Source organism: Flavisolibacter ginsengisoli DSM 18119, assembly GCF_900129295.1.
Taxonomy (GTDB): Bacteria; Bacteroidota; Bacteroidia; order Chitinophagales; family Chitinophagaceae; genus Flavisolibacter; species Flavisolibacter ginsengisoli.
Map to the genome: position 1 here is coordinate 39,304 of NZ_FQUU01000021.1, position 18,475 is coordinate 57,778.

Annotated in this window: 19 protein-coding genes; 7 read left to right on the forward strand and 12 right to left on the reverse strand. The window is 38.1% G+C overall.

Annotation, left to right across the window (positions count from 1 at the left end; translation table 11 throughout):
* Positions 1 to 71: 71 nt before the first annotated feature.
* A complete protein-coding gene (cmk, locus tag BUA53_RS18240; protein ID WP_072836835.1) occupies positions 72 to 761 on the reverse strand; it encodes a (d)CMP kinase in 690 nt (229 codons plus the stop codon).
* A 170-nt stretch (positions 762 to 931) separates the two neighbouring features.
* A complete protein-coding gene (locus BUA53_RS18245; protein ID WP_072836836.1) occupies positions 932 to 3,457 on the reverse strand; it encodes an ATP-dependent Clp protease ATP-binding subunit in 2,526 nt (841 codons plus the stop codon).
* A gap of 84 nt (positions 3,458 to 3,541) precedes the next feature.
* On the opposite strand from BUA53_RS18245, the gene BUA53_RS18250 reads away from it, so the two are divergent.
* From BUA53_RS18250 to BUA53_RS18260, 3 genes are read left to right on the forward strand one after another with little or no spacing between them, the layout of a single operon-like run.
* Positions 3,542 to 3,928, forward strand: coding sequence for an STAS domain-containing protein (locus BUA53_RS18250; protein ID WP_072836837.1), 387 nt, complete (start codon positions 3,542 to 3,544; stop codon positions 3,926 to 3,928).
* A gap of 38 nt (positions 3,929 to 3,966) precedes the next feature.
* Positions 3,967 to 4,845 (forward strand): fructosamine kinase family protein, encoded by an 879-nt coding sequence (locus BUA53_RS18255; protein ID WP_084080260.1) that lies wholly within the window; start codon positions 3,967 to 3,969, stop codon positions 4,843 to 4,845.
* A gap of 35 nt (positions 4,846 to 4,880) precedes the next feature.
* Complete coding sequence (locus BUA53_RS18260; RefSeq protein ID WP_072836838.1) at positions 4,881 to 5,786, forward strand: ribonuclease Z; 906 nt, start codon at positions 4,881 to 4,883, stop codon at positions 5,784 to 5,786.
* 15 nt (positions 5,787 to 5,801) lie between these two features.
* Here the strand turns inward: BUA53_RS18260 and BUA53_RS18265 are convergent, their stop codons facing one another.
* From BUA53_RS18265 to BUA53_RS18285, 5 genes are all read right to left on the reverse strand, one after another.
* On the reverse strand, positions 5,802 to 6,941 hold the full coding sequence (locus BUA53_RS18265; protein WP_072836839.1) for an alpha/beta hydrolase: 1,140 nt from the start codon (positions 6,939 to 6,941) through the stop codon (positions 5,802 to 5,804).
* 4 nt (positions 6,942 to 6,945) lie between these two features.
* Entirely contained in the window at positions 6,946 to 7,833 is an 888-nt protein-coding gene (dapA, locus tag BUA53_RS18270) for a 4-hydroxy-tetrahydrodipicolinate synthase (protein ID WP_072836840.1), read from the reverse strand.
* 27 nt (positions 7,834 to 7,860) lie between these two features.
* Positions 7,861 to 8,871, reverse strand: a complete 1,011-nt coding sequence (locus BUA53_RS18275; RefSeq protein WP_072836841.1) for an acetyl-CoA carboxylase carboxyltransferase subunit alpha — start codon at positions 8,869 to 8,871, stop codon at positions 7,861 to 7,863.
* Positions 8,872 to 8,987: 116 nt separating this feature from the next.
* Positions 8,988 to 9,497, reverse strand: coding sequence for a TlpA family protein disulfide reductase (locus BUA53_RS18280; protein ID WP_072836871.1), 510 nt, complete (start codon positions 9,495 to 9,497; stop codon positions 8,988 to 8,990).
* Positions 9,498 to 9,540: 43 nt separating this feature from the next.
* Positions 9,541 to 12,156 carry a BamA/TamA family outer membrane protein gene (locus tag BUA53_RS18285; protein WP_072836842.1) on the reverse strand — a complete coding sequence of 872 codons (2,616 nt, stop codon included), beginning with the start codon at positions 12,154 to 12,156 and terminating at the stop codon, positions 9,541 to 9,543.
* A gap of 118 nt (positions 12,157 to 12,274) precedes the next feature.
* On the opposite strand from BUA53_RS18285, the gene efp reads away from it, so the two are divergent.
* From efp to accC, 3 genes are all read left to right on the forward strand, one after another.
* A complete protein-coding gene (gene efp / locus BUA53_RS18290; protein ID WP_072836843.1) occupies positions 12,275 to 12,841 on the forward strand; it encodes an elongation factor P in 567 nt (188 codons plus the stop codon).
* Between the two features lie 238 nt (positions 12,842 to 13,079).
* Positions 13,080 to 13,574, forward strand: a complete 495-nt coding sequence (gene accB / locus BUA53_RS18295; RefSeq protein ID WP_072836844.1) for an acetyl-CoA carboxylase biotin carboxyl carrier protein — start codon at positions 13,080 to 13,082, stop codon at positions 13,572 to 13,574.
* A gap of 71 nt (positions 13,575 to 13,645) precedes the next feature.
* The gene (gene accC, locus BUA53_RS18300; RefSeq protein WP_072836845.1) at positions 13,646 to 14,983 is read left to right on the forward strand and encodes an acetyl-CoA carboxylase biotin carboxylase subunit; all 1,338 of its coding nucleotides are present in this window, start codon (positions 13,646 to 13,648) and stop codon (positions 14,981 to 14,983) included.
* Positions 14,984 to 15,036: 53 nt separating this feature from the next.
* Here accC and BUA53_RS18305 read toward each other — a convergent pair whose 3' ends face one another.
* The 3 genes from BUA53_RS18305 to BUA53_RS18315 all read right to left on the reverse strand — a co-directional run bounded on the left by BUA53_RS18305 (position 15,037) and on the right by BUA53_RS18315 (position 16,406).
* Entirely contained in the window at positions 15,037 to 15,564 is a 528-nt protein-coding gene (locus tag BUA53_RS18305) for a DUF1542 domain-containing protein (protein ID WP_072836846.1), read from the reverse strand.
* A gap of 195 nt (positions 15,565 to 15,759) precedes the next feature.
* On the reverse strand, positions 15,760 to 15,972 hold the full coding sequence (locus tag BUA53_RS18310; protein ID WP_072836847.1) for a hypothetical protein: 213 nt from the start codon (positions 15,970 to 15,972) through the stop codon (positions 15,760 to 15,762).
* Positions 15,969 to 16,406 (reverse strand): MarR family winged helix-turn-helix transcriptional regulator, encoded by a 438-nt coding sequence (locus tag BUA53_RS18315; protein WP_072836848.1) that lies wholly within the window; start codon positions 16,404 to 16,406, stop codon positions 15,969 to 15,971. Before BUA53_RS18315 ends, BUA53_RS18310 begins: the two co-directional genes overlap by 4 nt.
* A 104-nt stretch (positions 16,407 to 16,510) precedes the next feature.
* On the opposite strand from BUA53_RS18315, the gene BUA53_RS18320 reads away from it, so the two are divergent.
* A complete protein-coding gene (locus tag BUA53_RS18320; RefSeq protein WP_072836849.1) occupies positions 16,511 to 17,341 on the forward strand; it encodes a sterol desaturase family protein in 831 nt (276 codons plus the stop codon).
* A 7-nt stretch (positions 17,342 to 17,348) separates the two neighbouring features.
* On the opposite strand, the gene BUA53_RS18325 is transcribed toward BUA53_RS18320, so the two are convergent.
* Entirely contained in the window at positions 17,349 to 17,957 is a 609-nt protein-coding gene (locus BUA53_RS18325; protein ID WP_072836850.1) for a hypothetical protein, read from the reverse strand.
* A 1-nt stretch (position 17,958) separates the two neighbouring features.
* Positions 17,959 to 18,456: a pyridoxamine 5'-phosphate oxidase family protein gene (locus BUA53_RS18330; RefSeq protein WP_072836851.1), complete on the reverse strand. Its 498-nt coding sequence runs from the start codon at positions 18,454 to 18,456 to the stop codon at positions 17,959 to 17,961.
* Between the last annotated feature and the right edge of the window lie 19 nt (positions 18,457 to 18,475).

The following is an 18,475-nucleotide window of genomic DNA, read 5'->3' on the forward strand; positions in this document are numbered from 1 at the left end:
CACTATGTTATTCTTTATAGCTTCTTTCAGTAGAGAAGATGGCGATAATAGAAAATCAAAAAGAGTTCCAATTATGAAGCATACTGTTCAATATGCTTATGAGCCAATTTTAAAGCCTTATGAAATTGTTCTTTCTCAGTAAGATTAGTATTATCTAGAACAATAGCATCCTCTGCCTGGTGTAAAGGACTTACTTCCCGGTGAGAATCTATATAATCTCTCAGTTCAAGGTTATTTTTCACCTCTTCAATAGTAATGTTGGGATTTTTCTCATACAGCTCCTGGAATCGTCTTTCTACCCTTACTGCATTATCTGCTGTCATAAAGATCTTGAGCTCTGCATCAGGAAATACTACGGTTCCAATATCCCGTCCATCCATTACTATACCCCGGTTCTTTCCCATTTTTTGTTGTTGTTTAACAGCATATTCTCTTACTTCTTTAATGGCAGCTACATCACTAACTTTTTCAGCTACCACCATGTCCCTGATGACATACTCAACATTCTCTTCATTCAGGTATATCTCGGATCTTTCACTTTTAGGATTATAAATAAACTCTAGGGATATATCCTTCAAGGCATTATGCACTTCTTTTTTATCTGTCCAGTCAATATGATTGCGTAAAAAGTATAAGGTAATGGCTCTGTACATGGCACCGCTGTCAACATAGAGATAATTTAAAGCTTTAGCTAATTGCTTTGCTAAGGTGCTTTTTCCACACGAAGACCAACCATCTATAGTAATTATAATCTTTTTCATATCAACCAATGCAAAAATGCATGCAATAAATCAGACAACAAAAAAAGCTCTTATCCTAGGATATTTTCTTCCTATAATTTATAACCTAATGGTGATAAATATAAAATACACAAGAGTCATAAAAAGAAATCCCGCCAATGGCGGGATTTACTATCGTTAAATTGAATCTATTATGCTTTGGATTCTTCTGTAATTCCTTTTTTCAAAGAAAAGGTAAGTTTGCCATTTTCTTTATCAAGGTCGGCTTCAAGCACATCGCCAGGTTTGATATTCATATTCAATATCTCTTCTGCCAGAGGATCTTCCAGGTATTTCTGTATGGCCCTGTGTAAAGGTCTCGCTCCAAACTGTTGGTCATAACCTTTATCTGCTATAAAACCCTTTGCTGCTTCAGTTAACTCCAGGCTAAATCCAAGATTAGTCAATCGTTTCATTACCCCTTTCATCAGGATATCAATGATCTCAAAGATGTGGTCCTTAGTCAAAGAATTGAAAATGATCACATCATCTATCCTGTTCAGGAATTCAGGAGAGAATGTTCTTTTCAGAGCTTTCTCAATTACTGCCTTATTGGCTTCATCCTGGTTTTGAACCCTTGATGCAGTAGCAAATCCAACACCTTCACCAAAATCCTTTAACTGGCGAACACCAATATTAGAGGTCATGATAATTAATGTGTTCTTAAAGTCAACTTTTCTTCCAAGTCCATCAGTTAACTGACCGTCATCCAGAACCTGTAACAATATATTGTAGATGTCAGGATGGGCTTTTTCAATCTCATCCAATAGTATGACACTATAAGGTTTACGGCGAACACGTTCTGTTAGCTGACCACCTTCTTCATATCCAACATATCCCGGAGGTGCACCAATTAACCTTGAAACGGTGAATTTCTCCATGTACTCACTCATATCAATTCTTATCAGGGCATCTTCTGAATCAAACATATGGCGTGCTAAAGCTCTGGCCAATTCTGTTTTACCTACACCTGTAGGTCCCAGGAATATAAAGGTACCAATTGGCTTCTTAGGGTCTTTCAATCCTACACGGTTACGTTGAATGGCCTTTACCACTTTGCTGATGGCTTCATCCTGGCCAACAACCATGGCCTTCATTTCATCAGCCATCTTGCGCAGCTTTTGCGTTTCAGCTTCCACCATACGTTTAACTGGTATACCCGTCATCATACTGATCACTTCTGCGATCTCTTCTTCACCAATAGGGTAGCGCTTATGCTTGCTTTCTTCCTCCCATTGAGCTTTGGCCTTATCCAATTCTTCTCCAAGACGCTTTTCTGTATCTCTTAAAGCAGCTGCCTCTTCAAATTTCTGGCTTTTGACTACCCGGTTCTTTTCGACTTTAATATCTTCTATTTTCTTTTCCAGGTCAAGGATATTTTGTGGCACGTTAATGTTCTTTAAGTGAACACGTGCACCTACCTCGTCCATTACGTCAATAGCTTTATCTGGTAATAAACGATCTGTAATATACCTGTCACTTAGTTTAACGCAGGCATCAATAGCTTCCTGGTCATAATTAACATTGTGGTAATCTTCGTATTTAGATTTAATGTTATTAAGGATCAGGATGGTATCATCCACACTAGGCGGATCGATCATTACCTTCTGAAAACGACGGTCAAGAGCCCCATCTTTTTCGATATACATTCTATACTCATCCAGTGTAGAAGCACCAATGCATTGGAGTTCACCACGTGCAAGAGCAGGTTTGAATATATTTGAGGCATCAAGGGAACCTGAAGCTCCACCGGCACCCACAATTGTATGAATCTCATCAATGAAAAGAATTACGTCACGGTTCTTTTCCAATTCATTCATGATAGCCTTCATTCTTTCTTCAAATTGACCCCTGTATTTTGTACCAGCTACGAGTGCAGCCAGGTCAAGAGAAATGACTCTTTTGTCAAAAAGTACACGGGAGACCTTGCGCTGAACAATTCTCAAGGCTAAGCCTTCCACAATGGCAGTTTTACCCACGCCGGGTTCGCCTATCAATATGGGATTATTCTTTTTGCGCCTGGAAAGGATCTGGGAAACTCTTTCTATCTCTTTTTCACGTCCAACAATAGGATCCAGGGTTCCTGTTTCAGCCAGTTTGGTAATATCTCTACCAAAATTGTCCAATACAGGTGTTTTACTTTTAGTGGCCCCAGCCTGGCGGGATTTTGACTGAGAGTATTTCTTTTCTTCGTCAAAATCATCGTCATTTTCTTCCTGGTATTCTGCGCGGGGGTCATTTGATTTCATAACCCCAAGTTCCTGTCTGAATAGATCGTAATCCACGTCAAATTGATTTAAGATTTGAGTTGCTATATTTTCTTTGTTCTTTAAGATGGAAAGCATTAAATGTTCGGTTTCCACTGTAGGACTTTTTAATGCTTTAGCTTCCAGAACTGTTACTCTGATCACTTTTTCTGCTTGTTTTGTCAGAGGTAAGCTATTTATGTTAGCAATGTTTTTACCTGTTTTATCCTTTACAGCTAATTCTATTTCCTTGCGTAATTCGTATAGGTCAACGTTAAAACTTTTTAATATTCTAACTGCTGTATTATCACCTTCCCGAATTAATCCAAGCAATAAATGTTCCGTACCTATAAAATCATTACCTAACCTTAATGCTTCCTCCCTGCTGAACGAAATGATCTCTTTTACTTGTGAGGAAAAATTATTATCCATTTTAATAGTTGTGCTTTATACAATAATAAAAAATATTTTTGAGCAGGGTAAGACGGAAATGTTAAGTCTTTCCGGCTAATATGTATGGAAGTCAAAACTGATACCAAAGAGAAATTTCATGTCATCCGTGTTGAAACTTTAAACTTTACTGCTATAATGGCAGCAGAGTTGAACCGCCAATTACTAGAACTACTTAAAGATAATACAAAGAATGTGGTTGTCAACCTTCAAGGAATTGCCAATATGGAAGAAGAGGCTGCGGAATCTCTTGTCAGGCTTCAGCAGAAGTTTTATGAAGAAGGTGCCTCTTTTGTGATTTGTAACCTTCAAAAGAATGTAGAGTCCTTTCTGGATGAAAAGGAGCTTCTGGAAATCATGAATGTTACCCCTACCGAAAGTGAAGCATATGATATTGTGCAAATGGAGGAAATTGAAAGAGAACTATTGAATGGCGATGACTTTGATCAATAAAGTCATAGATCTTAAACTAATCCAGGTCCTTTATCCATATGCTTACAAGAGAATTGTCTTCCTATATCACTCAAATGGTAGTGCCTGGATGGGATAACACAAAGAAGGTTAATTTTCAGCCAATTAGTGGAGGAAGTATAAACCAGGCCTTTAGGATAAATTTTGATAAAGGTTCCTACTTCTGTAAGGTAAATTCTGCTACGAAATTTCCCCAATTATTTGAAAAGGAATGCCAGGGCTTACTTCAAATTAATAAGCAGGGAGGAATTAAGGTGCCGCAGATCATACATTGCTTTGAATTCCTGGAATACCAGGTGCTAATATTGGAGTGGATATCCACCGGCAATAAAGACAAGGATTTTTGGGAAAGATTTGGTAAGCAAATGGCTGCTCTTCATCATATAAGCAATGAATATTTTGGGTTCCTGGATAATAATTATATGGGTAGCGTGACACAATCAAATGAACCCTCCTTAGACTGGAATAATTTCTTTTATCGAAGTCGCTTACAACCCATCATTTCTAAATGTTTCAATGCTAATTTACTTACCCAAAAGCACGTTCTTCATTTTGAGCGTTTATTAATTAAATTACCTGAAGTATTTGGTGAAGGCCAGCTACCGGCTTTAGTTCATGGAGATCTTTGGAGCGGAAATTTCATGTGTAATAAAGATTCAGAGCCCGTATTGATTGATCCCGCCATAAGTTATGCTCATCCATCTGTAGATCTTGGAATGTCAACATTATTTGGTGGATTCAACCAGAGATTTTATGACAGTTACCAATATTATAATCCCTTACCATTAAATTATAAGGAACAGTGGGAAGTTGCCAACTTATACCCGTTACTGATACATTTATTCCTGTTTGGAAGCGGCTATTTAGGTCAAATAGAACAAACTTTATACAAGTATTGATTATTCTGATTATTTTGACCCCCTATCTTTAAATAATGTTGTCTGTTACGATTTTAGGGAATAATTCCGCTGTGCCCGCATTCAACCGTCATCCTACCAGCCAGGTTGTTTCTCATGATGGGAATAATTACCTGGTAGATTGTGGTGAGGGGACCCAGATACAAATGATAAAATATAAGATCCGCAGAGGAAAGATTTCTCACATTTTCATATCTCATTTACATGGCGATCATTATTTTGGATTAGTTGGTCTACTCAACACTTTTGGATTGCTTTCACATAAGCAGGATCTCCATGTTTATGGACCGGCCCCATTGCAACAGATCATTGAACTACAAATGGGGGTGGCAGAGACAATTCTTCCTTATAAACTTTATTTTCATACACTCACCAAAGGAGAAGAACTAGTGAATGATGAAAAGATAAGGATCAGTTGTTTCCCTACAACACACCGGATTGAGTGTTATGGGTTTTTATTTGAAGAAAAGGAAGGGAAAAGAAAATTATTAATTGAAAAGGTTAGGAAATTAAATATTCCCGTAAGCTTTTATACCAGCCTTCAAAATGGTCTGGATTATATTACCCCAAGGGGGCAAAGGATCAACAATGATGAAGTGACATCTGCACCGGAGAGAGGAAAGAAATATGCTTTTTGTGCCGACACTAAATATGATGAGAATATCATTCCGTACATAAATGGTGCGGACCTAGTTTATCATGAAACGACTTACCTGGACAATATGCGGGATAAAGCCTTAGAACGGTTTCATGCCACTACCAAACAAGCTGCAGAAATAGCCAGAAAAGCAAATGTGAGGAAATTACTTATTGGCCATTTTAGTTCTAAGTATAGCACCTTAGAGCAATTTGAACAAGAAGCAAGGGAAATCTTTGCTAATACAGAATTGGCTATAGAAGGCAACACCTATGAGGCCCACTAGGGAATATATCCTGATTTATTTGGAATTGGTAAGCCACTTATAAAATAAAGGAAATTCTGCCCGCCAGGTGGCTTCGTTATGCTTTCCCTGCGCTCTTATAACTGTTTTCATTTTCGCTTTTGAATATTTATGCATTTGCTCAAATACAGACAGCATATCAGGAACCATTGAATCACTTTCCTGCTGGCCGGCGAAAAAGTAAATCTTTCCTTTTATCTTTTTTGCCTTCTTAGGGTCAATATTCTTTAGTTGTGGAGTTATCCAGAAGGCAGGAGAAAAAACTCCCGCACCACCAAATTTCTTAGGGTACTTAATCAACGCATAAAAGGAGATCAAACCACCCATTGAACTTCCTGCAATGTAGTTATGAGATGCACACTTCCTCGTTCTGTAATGCTTATTGATATATGGCTGTAAGGTATTTACAAGGAAATCCAGGTACGCATCACCTTCTCCTTTCCCATATTTTTCCATGTCGTAAGGTGAATATTCATTGATCCGGTAGACAGGGTCATTGTCAACGCCCACTACAATCATTTCCTGTGATTTGTTTTTAAGTGTATCTAACGCCTCATCCACACCCCATTCTCCAAATCCGGAGGATGCTTCATCAAAAACATTCTGCCCATCCTGCATATACAGAACCGGGTATTTTTTTCTTGAAGAAGAGTAGGAAGCCGGCAGGTAAATCCAGATCCTGCGCGTGCGGTTTAATTGAGGGATATAAGACGCCGAATCAATTATATGTACATTCTTACTAGTAGTATGTTCTCTTGGTTTTTTAGGAAAATGATCAGACCAATGTTCAATACTTATATTCAATATTGTATCCCTGTCAACCAGGATCTTCCTGTTTTCAGAGGGAAATGCATGGTTGCCAGATTCAACTTTATCCCATGATCCTTTAGTTATCTTAAATTCATAACTCCCGTTTTGCAATTCAATAGAAATGGTGGGGTGCCCGGAGTTTGTTTTAAATCTGTATTTCTCATTGCCTGGATTCCAGCCATTAAAAGACCCGGCAAGATATATTTCCTCTGAACCTTGGTGATAGGGGGGCAAATTGCTAATAATAAATGTTACTTTATGCTGTCCCCATAACTGAAAGCACGAGAGTAACAAAACCAGGCTTACAGTGATCCTTATTTTCTTCATTCAATCATTTCAGCTTTGGAAGATAATCACGGATCTGATTGTGAATGACAGGGCTTAGGGGAACAAGTGGAAGGCGTAAATAGTTTTCAATAATTCCCATTTCTGAAAGTACTGCTTTCACACCTGCCGGATTATTTTCAGCAAACAGCAGTTCGTAGCCCTTTAATAATTTATTATTTAAAACCCTGGCTGTTGTAAAGTCATCCTGAAGTGCAGCTTCAACCAGAGCTGACATATCTTTTGCAAAGCAATTGGCAGCGACACTTATAAGGCCACGCATACCACAGGCAATCTGGGCGAGGGCAAGGTTATCATCTCCACTTACAACCAAAAACTCCTGGGGTTTATCGCGCAATATTTGCAAACATTGGTTCATATTCCCGCTGGCTTCTTTGATGCCATGAATATTATCTACTTCATTGGCCAGGCGGATTGTAGTTTCAGCAGTAATATTACTTCCCGTTCTTCCTGGCACATTGTAAAGAAGTATTGGTTTTGGAGAGGCGGCTGCTATTTCTTTATAGTGTTGAAATATTCCTTCCTGGGAAGGCTTGTTATAATAAGGGCTCGCAGAAAGTACTGCAATAGCTTTTTCAAGCGGATAGGTTTCCAGATCGTTTATTACAGACCTGGTATCATTGCCTCCTATTCCCACCACTACTGGTACACGCTCAGAAACTTTAGCATAGGTAAAATGAACGATCTCAATCTTTTCTTCCCTGGTTAATGTAGGTGTTTCACCGGTTGTACCTAGGGTAACCACATAATTCACCCCCTCTGTTATTACATAATCGATCAGTTTTTGCAAACTGTCAAAATCAACAGAGCCATCTTTTTTAAATGGTGTTACCAGTGCTACACCAGTTCCTTTTAATAGATCCCTTACTGACATATTCTTCGAAGTAATTTAATTGAATGATTAGTTAGTTTTTCCTTGTAATTGTGCAGGAGCGTTTTCGGAAACTTCTTGCCAGAAACCCATCTTCCCAAATTTTTCTATACGCTGATTGATCCGTTCTTCCGGAGGAATAGGTTTTAGTTCCTGTAACACTTTTACCAGGTACTCTTTTAAGATTTGAGCAGCTTCCATGTAATCCCAGTGAGCGCCACCTGCAGGTTCCGGGATAATACCGTCTACTAATCCAAATTCCTTCATATTATTAGCTGTAAGCTTCAATTGTTCGGCAGCTAATTCCTTTTTATCCCAGCTGCGCCAGAGAATAGAACTGCAGCTTTCCGGTGAGATAACTGTATACCAGGTATTCTCCATCATATAAACCCGGTCCCCAACACCAATACCTAAAGCTCCGCCTGAGGCTCCCTCACCAATGATAACACAGATCACAGGAACTTTTAAACGTATCATTTCGTAAATATTCCTGGCAATGGCTTCACCCTGGCCGCGTTCTTCAGCTTCAAGGCCCGGATAAGCACCAGGGGTATCGATCAGGGTAATAATTGGTTTATTAAATTTTTCAGCCAACCTCATTAAGCGCAAAGCCTTTCTGTAACCTTCAGGATTAGCCATTCCAAAATTTCTTAATTGCCTTGTCTTGGTATTGATGCCTTTTTGTTGTCCAATGACCATAACTGTTTCACCTTCCAACATAGCAAATCCACCTATCATAGCCTTGTCATCTTTCACATTTCTGTCACCAAACAATTCCACAAAGTTTGTGGTCATATTTTGTATATACTTCATTGTGTAAGGCCTGTCTGGATGCCTGCTTAACTGTACTTTTTGCCAGGCTGTAAGATTTTGAGTTACTTCTTTTCTACGTTCCAGTATTTGTTGATCCAGTTTGCTGATCATTTCTGAGTAGTCGATCTTTTTATGCTCAGATGCATGTTTCAACTTCTCTATCTCATCAATCAGGTCTTTTATAGGTTTCTCAAAATCAAGAAATTGTCTATTAGCGTTTGAAGGCATAAGTAAAAAGATTGGCGCTAAAATTAAGTAGGAATAAGGAAATTAAACAGGAAAATAAACCGGTGTGGCTGGAAGGTAAATTGCCAAACAGCAGGAGCACAGGGAAAATAACAGGATTAATTGGTTTGATCTTTAAATGCTTCTATGATTTTTTCTATATCCATAGACCCTTCAAATACTTTGAGTAATTCTCCTTTTTTATCATAAAGGGCATGGAACGGAAGATTATGAAAAGCATAAAAACCAGGTAATAATAAATATATGTCCTTACCAACTACAATATTTGCTTGCTCTTTTAATTTATAGTTTTCAACAAATTCATTCATTTGCCATAATGGATGAAATGTCACCATTAGGATTTCAACATCTTTAAGCTGTGCTTTATGGGCCAATATTTCTTCCGTTTCATGCTGGCAATGACTGCACTCCGGGCTAAAAATCATAACCAGAACAGGTTTTTTTGAAGGGACATCCTTTTTAGTATATATAGTAGTGCTGTCACCTAACAACACCTGTAAAGGCGGTAATGAAGAAAATCTTTTATAAGGTGGAGTTATGGAGTCCTGTTGTGCAAAACCAGGTATTGTCAAACACAGGAGTAACAAATTAAAAATCCAGTTTTTCATACCAGGGGTTATTAAAATTGAAGTTGCAAACATATAGCATATATCAAAGAAACTTTCCAATCCTGATATTTGTGCGGGTTGTTTCTTCAGAAATTCCATATGTTACAGCAATAGCGATCTTATCAAAAGGGGAAAGTATAATACCACCACCATAGCCGTAATGCCATTTCGAGGAGCTTTCTCCTGGTTGCCAGACCCGTCCCTCATCAAAAAAAGCTACCAGGCCCATTTTCCCACTAAACCAATAGCCTTTTACTTCAGGTAGCCACCGAAGTTCGTTTTGATCATAAAAAACTGACCTGCCATAAAAACGATATCGCCAAAAGCCCCGGAGGGTATAATAACCACCAAGCGTATTGTATTGATATGTATTAGGGTTTCCCGAAAGGGTGGAAGCCCCGGTTTTAATAGCTATTGAAAATGGTTTAAATAAAGGAAGATAAATATTTAACGCTGTACCTACTTTTAATATAGATTGATCTTGCTGACTAAGATTTTTTGTATAAGAGCCCCTAATTGTAAAGATTCCACCTTTTGTTGGAATGACCTTATTATTAGTCTTACTATAAGCATAACTTAATTGGCTTCCTGCAAAATGATTGTAATTGAATTCGGATGAATTAACAAAACCCAGGTCTTTCGATGTAAAATGGTTTTTATCATCTATAACCTTTATACCATTATAAAAAAAGTCAAGGCGTACATTATGATGAATAAGAAACGTTTGGTCAATTCCAAAGCTTGCGTAAATATTTCTTAATCGAAAATAATGGTAAGATATTTCATTGGACCGTGGAACGGATTCATTGCCGATGCCAAAATAATTGAACCTGCGAACTTCATCATATCCTGCGTTCAGGTTAAAGTTCCATCTTCCTATTAACTCTGTAAAAATGCCATTGTAATAGGGGTGAAGTGATTTTTCCACCAGGGAATAATTTAATCCAATGCTATGTTTGGCGCTAAAGCTGCCATCTCTTGCTTTATTCTTTGTAAAACTATAATCTGCCCCAATGTAAAATCTGTAATAATTATTATAAAAAAAACTAGGTTTTAATCCCCTTGAGTTGTATTTAAAAATATCATACCTGTATGCATTAACAGAGGGAAACCGGGAAAGATGGACTTTTGTTTCTGCCGATGTAACAATTTTATTTCCCGGGTTATCATAGAATTTTGTTTTGTGCCCCCATCCTTCCACATAGGAAATATCCAGCATTGAATCATTTTCGGGCCCACCTCTGACGGTGATCTTGATACCCTTTTTGGCTACTCCCATAACCTGGAAAATATCGTTTCCTCCAACTCCATACAATCGGATCTCGTGTGTCTCTTTATTTAAAAATGTTCTTGAATAGATGGGTGCTTTGGTTTGTTCGCCATCCTTATTTATACGGTAAATATTTACAGATGTTGAGTCATCATTGAGCCTGGTGACTTTGAATAATTCAGATTCTTTAGTTCCTGGTATCTCAATATTCCTGGATAGAAAAGTATAGTATTCTTTTGCATACTTAGAAAGGTGATCTCTCCTTGTTTTGATCTTCCGGGATATTTCTTCTCCCGAAATGTCAAAGATCTCCTTTGGCATTTGCCTCAAAGCATTATCAATTACGGAATCTGTCAATTCTTTTTGTAATGCTGATGAGGCATCCAGCCAGGATACCATGGAAAGGCCGTTAGTAAATCTCTTATCTATTTCATAAGCCGGATAATTGTACCATTTTATGTTTTTTATTTCACCTTCAAAAGTTTGTAATTCCTTGAATTTTCCAAGTTTGACGATAAGATTAAGTAATACGCCTTCAAATTTGGCAAAAGTTTGATCACGGTCTTTTGGAACGGGACGATAAACTTTATAGGTTCCACTATCAAATTTAGCCCACCTCCAGTTGTCTTCATGCCTGCCCCAGTCGCCAATAAGCATATCAAACAGCCTTGTTTTTACATAAGCTTCCTGGTCCATGATATGATCATTTTCTTCCAGTACTTTCTGCATCATTTTTTCTGTACTTACTATGTCTTCGGGCTCACCAAAGTTTTTCTGGCTAACCTGTGTTTCATCTGGTCGTTCTTCAAGCAGGCAAAGCATGTTAGCAAATACGTCATTGTATTCACCCAATCTTTCATGATGTGGAACAATGTAATAATGTGGATTAGTATGATATATCCCAGCGGCATTTGCAAGAGATGGAACTGTTAAAGCTGCATACGGGTGATTGGTTGCAATTTGATCATTAGCCAGTTTTTCTACAAAAGTTCCCTGCACAATCTGTGGGAGGGCGCCCAGGTAGGTTTTATTCACACTTCTTAGAACCCAATTTTTCCCATATGCATCTACCAGTCTTAAAGATTTGGTTTGACGACCGCCACCTTCTTTAACTGGCGTTAATCCTCCATACGCAGAATCCAGGTTTAGGATAGGAACAGTAATAATGGTGGTCCATTCCTTACGGTAATCCTTCCCCCACAACCATTGATGAAATGAACTTCTTTTATATTCGGCTCCGGCCACAACTTTTTTGAAATAAGGTGATATGGAATCAACCAGGGTAGTGTACTGGGTAAAGCCCTTTGTGTTGAATAATACCAGGGCAAGAAAAAAAGAATAGGTAAACAGTTTAGAGTTTTTACACTCTGGAAAGCGCAAGGTCGACATTTAAAAACAGGTCTTTAACACTTTGGGGTTAAAAAATGGTGCCAATTGATGTGTTATCGTTATAGAGTCTAATTTCCTTACTTTTGCGACCTCTAAAGTTTTAAATCATAATCTATTTATGGCATCTACAGCAGATATCAGCAGGGGTTTAATCATTAAACTTGAAGGCAGTCTTTATAAGGTGGTTGAATTTGGTGAAAATAAAACTGCCCGTGCAGCCGCGAAAGTGTGGGCTAAACTAACAGGTGTGGACAATAATCGCAGTATTGAAAAGACCTGGAATAGTGGAGATACCATTTACCCCGTGCGTGTTGAAAGGAAAGAGTATCAGTATCTGTATAAGGATGATACAGGTTATAATTTTATGGATAATGAAACCTTTGAGCAGGTAGCCGTTGCAGAGAACCTGATTGATGCGCCCCAGTTCCTGAGAGATGGTGACGCTGTTTCTGTATTATTCAATACGGAAACCGAAACGCCGATGAGTGTGGAACTTCCTGAAAAAGTTGTAGTAAGGGTCACTTACAGTGAACCAGGTTTAAGAGGGGATACTGCCACAAGGACGCTAAAGCCAGCAACTGTGGAAACCGGGGCTACTGTAATGGTTCCCTTATTTGTAAACGAAGGTGAATTGATCCGCGTTAACACCAAAAGCGGTGAATATGTTGAGCGGGTGAAGGAATAATCCATGTTGGGATAGTTGGAGAATACTGGAATTAAGTATATATCTTTTATAATTAGAAGAAAAGTCCTGGCAAACACAGGGCTTTTCCATTTAAAAATATAATAATAACTCCTTGCAAATCAAAACAACAGGATACAAGGGGTGATTTAAATTGTAATATTCCTATCAAAAGACATTATCATTCAGATATCCTATCTTAGCCGCCTGTTTTAACCAAAATCAAATTAAATTGAAACAAATGGATTTCAAGCAAATTCAGGAGTTGATCAATATGGTCAACGATTCGAATATTGGTGAAGTAACGATTGAACAGAAAGAATTCAAAATAACCATCCGGCAAAAGGAAGAGCAAATAACACAATTGGTGACTGCTTCTTCTTCTATGAATTACCCTTCTTTACCCCAGCAAAATCAACCATTGCACCTGGGTAATTCAAATCCTGCACCTACTTCGGCTCCACAGGCTCCGGCTTCAACAAGTAACCCGGCAAATACAGTAACAATAAAAAGTCCTATGATAGGAACTTTTTATCGCCGTCCTTCTCCTGATAAACCAATTTTTGTAGAAATTGGCGATGAAGTGACTCCTGGTAAAGTGGTTTGCATTATAGAAGCTATGAAGCTTTTTAACGAGATCGAAAGCGAGGTAAAGGGTAAAATAGTAAAAATATTGGTCGATGATGCGTCTCCTGTAGAATATGACCAGCCACTATTCCTGGTAGAACCCAGCTAAATTTAGAAATCTGACATTATAAGAAATAATATACCGTCAAATTCTAAATTTCCAAATCAAATACATAAAGCGTGTTTAAAAAAATACTAATTGCCAATCGGGGAGAAATTGCTCTTCGTGTGATCCGTACGTGTAGAGAGATGGGCATCAAAACAGTTGCCGTTTATTCCACTGCTGACAGGGACAGTTTACATGTAAAATTTGCAGACGAAGCTGTTTGTATTGGGAAACCCCAAAGCAGTGATTCTTATTTAAATATACCCCATATTATGGCAGCGGTAGAGATCACCAATGCCGATGCTGTTCACCCGGGTTATGGCTTCCTGGCTGAAAATGCCAAGTTTTCCCAGATATGTTCTGATCATGGAATTAAGTTTATTGGGCCAACGGCAGATATGATAAATAAAATGGGAGATAAGATCAGTGCCAAGGAAACAATGATAAAGGCCGGAGTGCCTGTTATTCCCGGTAGTGATGGGTTATTATCCAGTTTGGAAGAAGCAATGAGTCTCGCGAAAGAGATGGGGTATCCTGTTATATTAAAAGCTACTGCAGGTGGTGGTGGTAAGGGTATGCGTATTGTTTGGGAAGGTAGTGAAATGGAAAGGGCCTACAATACAGCTAAAGCTGAAGCCGGCGCTGCTTTCAAAAATGACGGCATATATATGGAGAAGTTCGTGGAAGAACCACGACATATAGAGATACAGGTGGCAGGTGACAGGTATGGTACTATCTGTCATTTAAGTGAAAGAGACTGCTCCATTCAACGTCGTCACCAAAAATTGGTAGAAGAATCTCCTTCTCCTTTTATGACACCTGAACTCCGTTTTCAAATGGGAGAAGCAGCCAAGAAAGCGGCAAGTGCCATTAATTACGAAAGTGTTGGTACCATAGAGTTCCTGGTTGATAAGCACCGTAATTTCTATTTCATGGAAATGAACACCCGTATCCAGGTAGAGCATTGCGTTACTGAAGAGGTAATAAACTATGATCTTATAAAAGAGCAGATAAAAATAGCAATGGGTGAAAGAATTTCCGGTAGGGATTACGAACCTCAATTGCATGCTATAGAATGTCGGATTAATGCAGAAGATCCATATAATGACTTTAGGCCTTCGCCCGGAAAAATTACCGTATTACATCAACCCGGGGGTCACGGAGTACGTGTAGATAGCCATGTTTATGCTGGTTATGTTATTCCGCCATATTACGATTCAATGATAGGAAAATTGATAACGGTTGCCAGGACAAGGGAAGAGGCAATTGATACTATGTACCGTGCCTTAAGTGAATATGTGATTGAAGGCATCAAAACCACTATTCCTTTTCATTTGCAATTGATGCAGGATGAAAGATTCCGATCAGGGGATTTTAATACTAAATTCCTTGAAGGATTTAAACTACAATAACATAAATAAAAAACCGGCTTATGCCGGTTTTTTATTACAATATATTTTAAGCATTAATCTTTATACTTTCCTTTCCCACCATTCTTATGCGGATTTCCTCTGCCTTTTTCCCATCCTAAATGTTTTCCGTTATCATGACGGCCTTCATACCGGTCATCATTATCATCGTTATCATATTTCTTACCTTTTTTCCGGGAATAATTGCCATTCTGACCATTGATTTCGCGGATGCGCCTTGCACGATCATTCTCCAGTTGACGAATAGCCCTGTCTTTTTCTGCCTGTGTCAGGTAAGGATTATTCCTGATAGACTGGATCTTGGAATCATATTCGCGGTTTACCTGGTCTATCTGGGCCTGGCGTGAACCGGAAGGGTAGTTGCCGGGATAAGTATTTGGATAATTCCCACCATTATTACCACCGCCCAGGATCACATCTCTTGGATTAGAAGTGTTGGGCGTATTCTTGGAGGTATTTTTTGGTTGTCCTAAAATAACACGGCGGGCTTCATCCCTGGAAGTCTGTGCATTGACAGAGATTATGGCACCAACAGCAATTAAAAGGGTAAGCAATTTTTTCATAGTTCGTTATTTATGATACAATATGACTTGAAAAAAAGTGCCAGGTCAAACCTGGTTCGACAAGAATTTGTTAAAGAAGGGAGAATTTATCCGTAGGAAGAGACTAATAAAATATAACTCCTTTAATATCAGACTATTAAATGTGCGATGAACATTTTGTTTCAGTTCATAATGTTGACTTTATTACCAGTCAATCTAAAAGCGAAGTAAGGAATTCGCAAAAATAAAATCAGTAAGCTCAGCTGGGGCATTAACCTCAGTTATATTGACTTGTTGGGCTTTCTTATGAATTACCCCATATTTTGTAAATTGGTTTTTATCACAGGCCTTTGAACTTATACCGCTAAATACCATGAAAAGGCAAACTCCTATTAATAATAATAGTGACCTTGTAACAACTTGTTTCATAAAACTTGTTTACAGTTATCAATGATATGATTCAAAGTTTCCTTCATTAGGATAAGATCCTTATCTGAAATGCCCTGGAGTGCTATCTCCCTGTTTTTTTCCACTACATGAATTATTTTAGTCATCAATTTCGTTCCCACAGGGGTGATTTCTAAAGTAAACCTGCGCCTGTCTGAACTATGGACATCTCTCTTTAATAATTCTTTTTTGATCAGCAGGTCAATGATCCTCGTGACACTGGCGGTATCTTTAAACACTTTCCCTGCTATTTCCAGTTGCGTTATGCCTGGTTTTTCATAGATCGCATTTAAAACCAGCCACTGATCAATTGTTATATCAAATCCCTGTTCAAAGAACCGTTTTTGAGCAAATTGCCTGTAGGTCTTTATAGTTTTATCCAAAGAGTAAAAGATAACCCGGTCCAGTCTTTCCATAATTCAACGTAAAGATAATAAGATTTATCAATTATTGATATGTCAACTAAATTAATTTAACAAATCAGGTATTATAATTGTTAACTTTTACTATCAGCTCCAAAATGAGATTACCAGATTTTACTTCACCTATAGGTTTTCTAAGCACCACACTTATATTATTTCTCATTATTATAGGTAGATATTTCCTGGTAGCTGGAATGTTTTATACTATTTTTTACCGTTGGTATCCTTATAAGTGGAATGCAAGAAAGATCAATCATAAAAAATACAAAAACGGGCAATTCAGGAAAGAAGTAACATGGAGTTGCATTACTGCATTAATATTTTCTTTATCTGGATCTGTAACCCTTATACTATGGCAGAAAGGATTTACTAAGGTCTATCTAAATTGGAATGATTACCCGGTATGGTGGATCCCTTTAAGTTTAGTTCTTTCTCTTATAGTTCATGAAACTTATTATTATTGGGTGCATAGATGGATGCACCTTCCAAAGGTCTTTAAGGTCGTTCATAAGGTCCATCATGAAAGTAATATTACTTCTCCCTGGACAGCCTTTTCATTTCATCCTTTGGAGGGTTTACTCCAGGCAATATTTCTACCGGCCCTGGTAATGTTTGTACCATTACACCTGTATGTATTGATCTTTCAATTAACCATTATGACACTCAGCAGTGTTATCAATCATCTTGATATAGAGATATACCCCGCCAATTTTTATAAACATCCAATTGGAAAATGGTTAATTGGAGCTTCTCACCATTCCTTGCATCATCGGCAGTTCAAGTATAACTATGGGCTTTATTTTACTTTTTGGGATAAATGGAAGAGAACTGAAAGTCCATCTTATGTACCTCTCTTTGAAGAAAAAACAAAGGTTAACCAGCATGCGGCAATTACTAAGACTAATGTTGATATTGAAAGTGCCCACTAATTAAAAATCATTCTTTTTTTACCAGTCCATTGACCAGGCTTTTCCATTGAATTTTGGAAAACCCTGTAATAGCTCCTGTTGCAATTGCTGTATTTCTTATTTTATCTATTGTAGTTTCTGTATTTGTATTAGGCTTCTCATTTCTGCCATAAACGCCTGCAATCACCTGTTTTCCTTCTTGCCGTACCATAAAGGTTGATGTTGTATCATCACTAAAAAAATGCGCTACATCTTCCTTTTCATTCAGTGGACTTGTGGCAGGCCGTACACGCATAGCAGTCCATTGCGTTTTTTCATCCTGGTCTTTTTCAATAGCCTCAATTTGTACCCAATCAAAACCTTGCCCTGACACAGAACCAGGTCCGGGAATATCAATTTTTAAATGATCACCTTTCTGTGGATCCCTTTTCACTTCCTTTCCTGATTTATCAGTAAGTTGAAATGATGCCGTTGCCTTGCCGGCATACTGTTGCCAGTTATTGATATCCATAAGTCTTTTACATACCGTTACATAAAATGCTTTAGCTTCCTTTTCAGTATCTAATTCTTCTGCACTTTCCGTGTTTGTCTGAGTACCCGAATCCTGGGAAGGTATAATGTTCTCTTGCTGGCTCATGTTATACTTTTAATTTTCCTTCTGCACCATCAGCTAACTTTTTTCCAGCCACAACAGAAGCAGCCATTTTCAAAAATGCTATCATCTTACCTGTTTCTGAGTCCCAATAATAAATATTGGTAGGAACCACTTTTAATAATGCCAGGTTTGGATCATCAGCTCCCTTTGGAAACCAGGCTTTCACTATAGTCTTCCATTTATCTTTAATCAGCTTTTTATCAGTAATTACATTTGCCTTGCCACATACATCTACATAACTTTCTTTTCCAGGATGTGCGTATACCAGGTGTACGTTTTTTTCCTGGCTCACCTCTTCTACTTTAATGGACCTGATATCTGTGTAGAACCACAACGTCCCATTATCCTCAACCTCTATTGTTGCCATTGGCCTTGTATGATCATCGTTTTGGTTATTGGTTATAAACATGCACACATTTATATCATTGATTAGCTTTTTGAACTTTTTAGCGGCTTCTTCATTCTGAAGGTTCTTTTCCATAACTAATAAATTTGATTTT

Coding starts and splice junctions, on each gene's coding strand:
- cmk (WP_072836835.1), bottom strand. CDS start 761: ATGAAAAAGATTATAATTACTATAGATGGTTGGTCTTCGTGTGGAAAA.
- BUA53_RS18245 (WP_072836836.1), bottom strand. CDS start 3,457: ATGGATAATAATTTTTCCTCACAAGTAAAAGAGATCATTTCGTTCAGC.
- BUA53_RS18250 (WP_072836837.1), top strand. CDS start 3,542: ATGGAAGTCAAAACTGATACCAAAGAGAAATTTCATGTCATCCGTGTT.
- BUA53_RS18255 (WP_084080260.1), top strand. CDS start 3,967: ATGCTTACAAGAGAATTGTCTTCCTATATCACTCAAATGGTAGTGCCT.
- BUA53_RS18260 (WP_072836838.1), top strand. CDS start 4,881: ATGTTGTCTGTTACGATTTTAGGGAATAATTCCGCTGTGCCCGCATTC.
- BUA53_RS18265 (WP_072836839.1), bottom strand. CDS start 6,941: ATGAAGAAAATAAGGATCACTGTAAGCCTGGTTTTGTTACTCTCGTGC.
- dapA (WP_072836840.1), bottom strand. CDS start 7,833: ATGTCAGTAAGGGATCTATTAAAAGGAACTGGTGTAGCACTGGTAACA.
- BUA53_RS18275 (WP_072836841.1), bottom strand. CDS start 8,871: ATGCCTTCAAACGCTAATAGACAATTTCTTGATTTTGAGAAACCTATA.
- BUA53_RS18280 (WP_072836871.1), bottom strand. CDS start 9,497: ATGAAAAACTGGATTTTTAATTTGTTACTCCTGTGTTTGACAATACCT.
- BUA53_RS18285 (WP_072836842.1), bottom strand. CDS start 12,156: ATGTCGACCTTGCGCTTTCCAGAGTGTAAAAACTCTAAACTGTTTACC.
- efp (WP_072836843.1), top strand. CDS start 12,275: ATGGCATCTACAGCAGATATCAGCAGGGGTTTAATCATTAAACTTGAA.
- accB (WP_072836844.1), top strand. CDS start 13,080: ATGGATTTCAAGCAAATTCAGGAGTTGATCAATATGGTCAACGATTCG.
- BUA53_RS18305 (WP_072836846.1), bottom strand. CDS start 15,564: ATGAAAAAATTGCTTACCCTTTTAATTGCTGTTGGTGCCATAATCTCT.
- BUA53_RS18310 (WP_072836847.1), bottom strand. CDS start 15,972: ATGAAACAAGTTGTTACAAGGTCACTATTATTATTAATAGGAGTTTGC.
- BUA53_RS18315 (WP_072836848.1), bottom strand. CDS start 16,406: ATGGAAAGACTGGACCGGGTTATCTTTTACTCTTTGGATAAAACTATA.
- BUA53_RS18320 (WP_072836849.1), top strand. CDS start 16,511: ATGAGATTACCAGATTTTACTTCACCTATAGGTTTTCTAAGCACCACA.
- BUA53_RS18325 (WP_072836850.1), bottom strand. CDS start 17,957: ATGAGCCAGCAAGAGAACATTATACCTTCCCAGGATTCGGGTACTCAG.
- BUA53_RS18330 (WP_072836851.1), bottom strand. CDS start 18,456: ATGGAAAAGAACCTTCAGAATGAAGAAGCCGCTAAAAAGTTCAAAAAG.